At 69.1% G+C, this 7,092-nt stretch carries 5 protein-coding genes and 3 pseudogenes; 3 read left to right on the top strand and 5 right to left on the bottom strand.

The features are described from left to right. The first annotated feature begins 11 nt into the window (after nucleotides 1–11). Nucleotides 12–632: pseudogene (locus N3J91_10795) on the top strand (matrixin family metalloprotease). A gap of 126 nt (nucleotides 633–758) precedes the next feature. Further along, a complete protein-coding gene (locus N3J91_10790; GenBank protein ID MCX8156915.1) occupies nucleotides 759–1,778 on the top strand; it encodes a hypothetical protein in 1,020 nt (339 codons plus the stop codon). Nucleotides 1,779–1,850: 72 nt separating this feature from the next. Here the strand turns inward: N3J91_10790 and N3J91_10785 are convergent, their stop codons facing one another. Further along, nucleotides 1,851–2,630 carry an NAD-dependent deacylase gene (locus tag N3J91_10785; GenBank protein MCX8156914.1) on the bottom strand — a complete coding sequence of 260 codons (780 nt, stop codon included), beginning with the start codon at nucleotides 2,628–2,630 and terminating at the stop codon, nucleotides 1,851–1,853. 144 nt (nucleotides 2,631–2,774) lie between these two features. On the opposite strand from N3J91_10785, the gene N3J91_10780 reads away from it, so the two are divergent. After that, complete coding sequence (locus N3J91_10780; GenBank protein MCX8156913.1) at nucleotides 2,775–3,527, top strand: WecB/TagA/CpsF family glycosyltransferase; 753 nt, start codon at nucleotides 2,775–2,777, stop codon at nucleotides 3,525–3,527. Between the two features lie 6 nt (nucleotides 3,528–3,533). Here N3J91_10780 and N3J91_10775 read toward each other — a convergent pair whose 3' ends face one another. The 4 genes and pseudogenes from N3J91_10775 to N3J91_10760 all read right to left on the bottom strand — a co-directional run bounded on the left by N3J91_10775 (nucleotide 3,534) and on the right by N3J91_10760 (nucleotide 6,991). Continuing rightward, entirely contained in the window at nucleotides 3,534–4,058 is a 525-nt protein-coding gene (locus tag N3J91_10775; protein MCX8156912.1) for an ACT domain-containing protein, read from the bottom strand. A gap of 71 nt (nucleotides 4,059–4,129) precedes the next feature. Next, nucleotides 4,130–5,326 carry a heterodisulfide reductase-related iron-sulfur binding cluster gene (locus N3J91_10770; GenBank protein ID MCX8156911.1) on the bottom strand — a complete coding sequence of 399 codons (1,197 nt, stop codon included), beginning with the start codon at nucleotides 5,324–5,326 and terminating at the stop codon, nucleotides 4,130–4,132. Next, a pseudogene (locus N3J91_10765) lies at nucleotides 5,287–5,514 on the bottom strand (FHA domain-containing protein). The gene N3J91_10770 and the pseudogene N3J91_10765 overlap by 40 nt, the downstream one beginning before the upstream one ends. Nucleotides 5,515–5,554: 40 nt before the next feature. Continuing rightward, nucleotides 5,555–6,991: pseudogene (locus N3J91_10760) on the bottom strand (FAD-binding oxidoreductase). Nucleotides 6,992–7,092 lie beyond the last annotated feature (101 nt).

Here is a 7,092-nt window from a genome sequence, read left to right as displayed (position 1 = left end):
GAGGTGCGGCCATGAGACGGTGGAGCTGCTGGGTGCTGGGGTGGGCGGGGCTGTTGTGGGCGGGGTGGGTGGGGGCGTATGTGCTGGATTATGACGAGGGGGGGCGTCCGTTGCGGTGGGATTTGGTGGGTTTGCCGGGGTTGGTGAAGACCAATTCGGTGAATCCGCAGACGCGGGCGATCCGGTATTATGTGGCGCAGGATGCGTATTCGGTGACGAATCGGGAGGCGGAGATCGAGGCGGTGCGGGCGAGTTTTGAGCAGTGGGAGGCGGTGCCGGGGACGCATTTGAAGTTTGAGTATGCGGGGCTGGCGCCGGCGGGGATGGATGTTAACACGGGGGACGGGACGAATGTGGTGTACTGGGCGAAGCAGAGCGTGCTGGTGAACGGGGGGAATGACAGCATCAGCGGGACGTTGGGGGTGTGTTTTTTCACGTATTACGAGGGGAATATTTTGGCGGAGGCGGACATCGTGCTCAACGGGGTGCAGCGGCGGTGGTACACGGATTTTCTGGCGACGAATACGCAGGCGTATTTTGTGGAGGGGGTGGTGTTGCATGAGATTGGGCACTGGCTGGGGCTGAGTCATTCGCCGGTGGGGGGGGCGACGATGCTGGCGTATGGGGACATTGGGCAGAGCAGCCAGAGCGGGTTGTCCAGTGATGAGCAGGCGGCGGTGCGGACGTTGTATCCGGCGGCGGGGCAGACGGCGACGCTGGGGCATGTGCGGGGGACGGTGACCAAGGGGGGGCAGCCGGTGAGGGGGGCGGCGGTGTATTTGGAGAACGGGGAGGGGGCGGTGGTGGCGGGGACGGCGACGCGGGCCAATGGCCAGTATGTGATGAGCGGGGTGCCGCCGGGGGCGTATGTGGTGCGGGTGGCGCCGCTGGATCCGCCGGTGAATCAGTGGCTGGTGGCGGGGTATGAGCTGGGGGCGGAGTACGCGATGGCGGACGTGAATTTTTTGACGTCGAGCAATCATGCGGTGACGTTGAGCGCGGGGGTGACGAATGTGGTCCATGTGGCGGTGACGGCGGGGGTGCCGCCGTTTCGGATCACGCAGATCCGCGAGCCGACGGCCAATCCGTTGTCGTATGTGATCAGCTCGGTGCCCATCAAGCTGCAGCCGGGGCAGAGCCAGGTGACGGTGGGGGTGTTTTCGGCGGATTTGCCGGCCAGCGGGCTGGATTTGAAGATTACGGGTCCGGGCGTGACGCACGGGGCGTTGACGGCGCATGCTGCCGGGTCGCCGTTCAATGGGTTGGCCGGGATTTCCGTGGTGGTGAGTGTGGCGACGAATGCGGCGCCGGGGCTGCGGAGCCTGGTGGTGACGCGCACGAATGACGGGGCGCGGGCGTATGCGCATGGTTTTGTGGAAATCCAGGCGGCGGCGCCGGATTTCAATTTTGACGGTTTGGATGATCGTTTTCAGCGGCGGTATTTTGCGCGGTTCACGCAGCCGGAGGCGGCGCCGGGGGCGGATCCGGATCGGGACGGGATGAGCAACGCGGCGGAGGCGGTGGCGGGGACGGTGCCGACGAATGCGGTGTCGGTTTTGAAGGTGGAGCGGGTGGTGCAGGATGCCAGCGGCACGACGGTCATCTGGCGCAGTGTGCCGGGGAAGCGGTATCAGGTGTGGGCGCGGGATCAGGTGGCCACGGCGGGATGGCAGGCGGTGGGTGCGCCGGTGCAGGCGACGGGGGCGACGGCCAGTTTGCTGGATGCGGGGGCCACGCAGCGGGCGTTGCGTTTTTACCGGGTGCAAGTGCTGCCGTAGAGGGGGCGGTTCTGCGGGCTGCGAAAAGAGTTTCGCCGGCCGGGCACTGGCCGCCGGCGGGGGAAAGAGTGGTCAAGAGGGAGCTGGATTGGCGCCGGGATCTCCCCAAACGGCGTGGAGCAACTGCGGGAGGAGGACGCCGCTTGGGCCGTGGAAGGCATGGGTGGCCTGTTCGGTGAGGGCGGTGGGGTTGGGGTTGATTTCGACCACGAGGGCGCCGTGGTCGAGGGCGGTGAAGGGGAGTTGCGCCGCGGGATAGACCTGCATGGAGGTGCCGATGGAGAGAAAGACATCGCAGTTTTCCGCGGCGGCTTCGGCGTCGCGCAACACGTCGGGGGGCAGCATTTCCCCAAACCAAACCACATCGGGCCGGAGCGGGGCGTGACAGTGGGGGCAGCGCGGCGGGGCGGGGTCGTGGCCGTCGTGGTAGTCTTCGAGGGTGAAATGATCGCGGGGGCAGCGGACGCGGAGGATGCAGCCGTGCAGTTCGAGGACGTTGCGGCTGCCGGCCCGTTGATGGAGGCGGTCCACATTTTGGGTGATCAAGGTGAAGCGGGGCGCCAACTGTTCCATGCGGGCCAGGGCGAAGTGGCCGGGGTTGGGCTGGACTTGGCGGAGCCGCTGGCGGCGGAGGGCGTACCATTGCCAGACGCGCTCGGGATTGGCCGCAAAGGCCTCCGGGGTGGCGAGTTCCTCGGGCTTGAATTGGGCCCAGAAGCCGGTCTGGGCGTCGCGGAAGGTGGGGACGCCGCTTTCGGCGGAGACGCCGGCGCCGGTGAAGGCGACGATATGCCGGGCCTGGCGGATGGCCTGCAGGAGTTGCTGGGGGAAAGGGGTTGGTTGCGAGAGCATGAAATTTATGTCGAGCATTGCCGGTGATTTGTCCAGTGCTTTTGCGGTGGTGGAGGCGGAAGGGGGAGAGGGGGCGTGGGCCTGCCATTTGCCTTGTCCCGGCGGCGGCCGGCCGTTAGGTTGGGGGGCATGGGTTGGTGACGGATGGAGATAGCCCGTTACAACGTGCTGGGGGTACAGCTCAGCGCCTTGAACATGGAGCTGGCGCGGCAGGCCATTCGGGAGGCGATTGCGCAGCGCCGGAAGGGGTATGTGTGCGTGACGGGGGTGCATGGGGTGATGGAATGCCAGGAGGATGCGGGGCTGCGGGAGATTCACAACCGGGCTTTTTTGTGCACGCCGGATGGCATGCCGATGGTGTGGCTGGGGCGGCGGCGGGGGCATGCGCATGTGCAGCGGGTGTATGGGCCGGATTTGATGCTGGCGCTGCTGGCCGAGCCGGGGTTGCGGCATTTCTTTTACGGGGGGACGGAGGGGGTGACGGCGCGGCTGCGGGAGAAGATGACGGCGCGATTTCCGGGGGTGCAGATTGTGGGGGAGTACGAGCCGCCGTTTCGGCCGTTGACGGAGGCGGAGCTGGCGGGGCTGGCGGGGCAGGTGGCGGCGGCGCGGCCGGACATCATGTGGATTGGGTTGAGCACGCCCAAGCAGGAGCGTTTTATGGCGGCGCATCTGGAGCGGCTGGAGACGACGCTGATGATCGGGGTGGGGGCGGCGTTTGATTTTCACGCCGGGCGGGTGCCGCAGGCGCCGCGGTGGATGCAGCGGGCGGGGCTGGAATGGTTTTACCGGATGTGCCGGGAGCCGCGGCGGCTGGGGCCGCGGTACTTGAAGAACAACCCGCGTTTTTTGTGGTTGCTGCTGGTGGAGGCGCTGGGCGGGCGGCGGCGGGGTTAGGGGGGCTCAGATTTCGCGGAGGTGCAAGTCCACGATCAGGTCGGCGGCGATTTTTTCGAGGGCGGCGCGGAGGGCGGCGAGGTCGCAGGCGGGGGGCACGCTGATTTGGGCCTGCGCCCGGAAGAGGATTTCGCCGGACATGGGGGCGCTTTCGCAGCCGGTTTCCAGCTCTTCGACGTTGACGTTGTGGGCGGCGAGCACGCGGGAGATGTCGCGCACGATGCCGGGGCGGTCATGTCCGACGAGTTCGAGGCGGAGGAGGCGTCCGGCGGGGGAGGCGGCGGGGGGGGTTGGACCGGCCTGGGCCACGACGTGCAATCCCGCCTGATGCAACTGGCGCAGGGCGTTTTCGAGGGCGGCCTGTTGTTCCGGGGGCACGGCGACGCGGAGGATGCCGGCGAACTGGCCGCCGAGGTGGGCCATGCGGCTTTCGAGCCAGTTGCCGCCGTGGGCGGCCACGAGTGCGGCCACCTGCTCCACCAGGCCGGGGCGGTCGGGGCCGATGATGGTCATGACCAGGGTGCGTTGCATGGCGGCAGGTTAGTCCCGAGGGAGCGGGGTTCACAAGCGCAAAAGGCCGGGGGCGCGGCGTGGGGTGGGGTTTAAAAGCGGCGGAGGTGAGGGGGGAGGGCGGCGGCGAGCCATTCGGCCATGTGGAGGGGGCGGCGCGGGGTGAGGTGTTCCATTTGCTGGCGGCAACTGGCGCCTTCGGCAATGACGACGGCGTCCGGGGGCAGGGCGTTGAGTTGGTCCACGAGGGGGCGGGCCACCTGGAGGGAGAGGGTGTAGTGGGCGTGCTGGTAGCCGAAAGCGCCAGCCATGCCGCAGCAGCCGGTGTCGAGCAAGCGGGCGGCGCTTTGGGGCACGCGGGCGGCGAGGCGGGGCAGATAGGCAGAGGCCAGCAAGGCTTTGGCGTGGCAGTGGGCATGCAAGGCCACGGGGCGGGGTTGCGGTTGGAGGGGGAGGGCGGCGGGTTCGCGGCAGAGGAGGTCGTCCACAAAGGCGCTGAAGAGGTGGCAGCGGGCGGCGATTTCCCCGGCGTGGGGCAGATGGAGTTCGCGGTAGTCCTCGGCAAACATGGCCCAGCAGGAAGGCTCCAGAAACAGGAGGGGGAGCGGCTCTGGTTGGGCGGCGAGGAGGGCGAGATTGTGGCGGCCCAGGCGGGCGGCTTCGGTGAGGTTACCCTGGCTGAAGGCGGGGCGTCCGCAGCAGACGCGCTGGGGCAGGCGGAGGACTTCGAAGCCGGCGGCTTCCAACACCTGGACGGCGGCCTGGCCGATGTGGGGTTGGTGGTAGCGGGTGAAGCAATCGTCCCAGAGGAGGAGGCGTCCGCGGGGGGCGGGGGCGGGCCAGGGGGCGCGGCGGTCCAGCCAGGCATCGAAGCGTTGCGGGGCGAAAGGCGGCAGCAGGCGCTGGGCGGAGAAGCCGAGGAAGCGCTGGAGGAGGCGGCGGACGGGGGCGGCGTGGAGGAGGGCGTTGGCCAGGCGCGGGGCGAGGCAGCCCAGGCGGCCGAGGGTGTCGGTGTGGCTGATGAGGCGGGCGCTCAGCGGCAGGCCGTGGCGGTCATGGCGGGCCTGGAGGATTTCGGCCTTGAGGAGGGCGAGATTGACGTTGGAGGGGCACTCGGTCTGGCAGGCCTTGCAGGCGAGGCAGGTGCCGAGGGTGTATTCGAGTTCGGCGAGGGAGAGGACGGCGGGGCCGCGGGGGCCGAGCTTGCCGGCGAGGGCGGCGCGGAGGGTGTTGGCGCGGCCGCGAGTGGAGAGGGCCTCGTCGCCGGGGGCGATGAAGGTGGGGCACATGGTGGGGGCGGTTTTGAGGCAGCCGCCGCAACCGTTGCATTGCTCCAGGTTGGCGAGGAAGGAGCCGTCGCGCGCGGCGAAGGCCAGGCGCGGGGAGAAGGGGAGGGTGAGCGGGGCGGCGGGGGAGGTGCGGAGGCGGGTATCCACGCGGAAGCGTCCGTCGGGGATGATTTTGCCGGGGTTGAGGTGGTGGCGTGGGTCAAAGAGGCGTTTAATTTCGGCGCAGGCTTCCATGAGGTGCGGGCCGAGGTGGTGGGGGAGGTATTCGGTGCGGGCGATGCCCACGCCGTGCTCGGCGGCGAGGGAGCCGTTGAACTCGCGGCAGATGGCGGAGACTTCATCGCTGATGAGGCGGAGGAGGCGGAGGCCCTCGGGGGTGTGCAAATCGAGGACGGGGCGGATGTGGAGGAGGCCGCTGGCGGCGTGGCCGTAGAAGCAGGCGGAGACGCCCAGCTTGTGGAGGAGGCCGCTGACGGCGGCGTGGTAGGCGGGCAGTTGCGCCGGGTGGACCGCCACATCTTCAATGCAGGTGGCGGGTTTGGCGGGGCCGGCCATGCCGGTGAGGAGGGAGAGGCCGGCTTTGCGGAGGCCCCAGACGAGGTTCATTTCAAGTTCCTGCCGGAGGAGGAGGGTGCGCAGGCCGAGGTGGCGTTGGGCGACGGCGTGGAGGCGGTCGGTGACGTCCTCGTAGAACTCCACCAGGAGGAGGGCTTCGGCGGGTTGGGCGTCGAGGCCGAGGAGGTCGCGGGCGGCCTGGAAGGCGCGCTGGCCGCGGGTTTGGTCAAAGAGGATGCGGTCCACGTGCTCGATGGCCACGGGCTGCAGGTCCAGGAGGGCGACGGTGGCCTGGAGGGCCTCGGGGACGGAGGGAAAGAAGAGGACGGCAAGGCCTTTTTCGCGGGGGAGGGGGACGACGCGCAGCTCGGCGGTGAAGATGCCGGCGAGGGTGCCTTCGCTGCCGGCGAGCAGATGGAGCAGGGCGCGGTCGGGATCGTCCAGGCAGCGGTCGAGGGCGTAGCCGGGGCGGTGTTTGACCAGGCCGGGGGGGAGATGGCGGCGGATGGGTTCGGCGTGGCGGGTGGTGATTTCCTGGACGCGCTGATGGAGCGGGGCGAGGGTGCCGGTGGCGGCGGTGGCGTCCACGGTGACGAGGCGGCCGTCGGCGAGGATGACATCGAGGCTGGCGACGTGATCGCCGGTGCAGCCGAAGCGCGGGGCGCGGGCGCCGGAGGAATTGTTGGCGATCATGCCGCCGAGGGTGGCGCGGGAGCTGGTGGCGACGTCGGGGCCGAACTGGAAGCCGAGGGGTTTGAGGAACTGGTTCAACTGGTCCAGGATCACGCCGGCGCCCACCCGCACGAGGCGACGCTCCGGGTCGAAGCTGTAGATGCGGCGGTTGTGGCGGGCGAGGTCGAGGATGAGGCCGTCATTGAGGGCGCCGCCGGTGAGGCCGCTGCCGGCGCCGCGGGGGGTGACGGAGAGGCCGAGGTCGGCGGCGGTTTGCAAGAGGGCGGCGGCCTGGGGGGCGGTGCCGGGGAAGGCCACGCCGAGCGGGAGGACTTCATAAAGGGAGGCGTCCGTGGCGTAAAGCTGCCGGGTGAGAAGGCGGCAGTCCAGCTCGCAACCGGTGGCCGCCAGGGCGGCCTGTTGGCGGGGCGTGAGCATCCCGCGGTGGATTGTTGATAAGTTGCCATAAAATACCACGAAAATTTGCAGTCGGCGCGTGGGGCGATTGGGGGGAGGCGGGGGCGGGGTTGGGGGGGGGG

This window comes from Verrucomicrobiia bacterium, assembly GCA_026414565.1.
Classification (GTDB): Bacteria; Verrucomicrobiota; Verrucomicrobiia; order Limisphaerales; family Fontisphaeraceae; genus Fontisphaera.
This window is presented reverse-complemented; position numbering and strand designations above follow the sequence as displayed.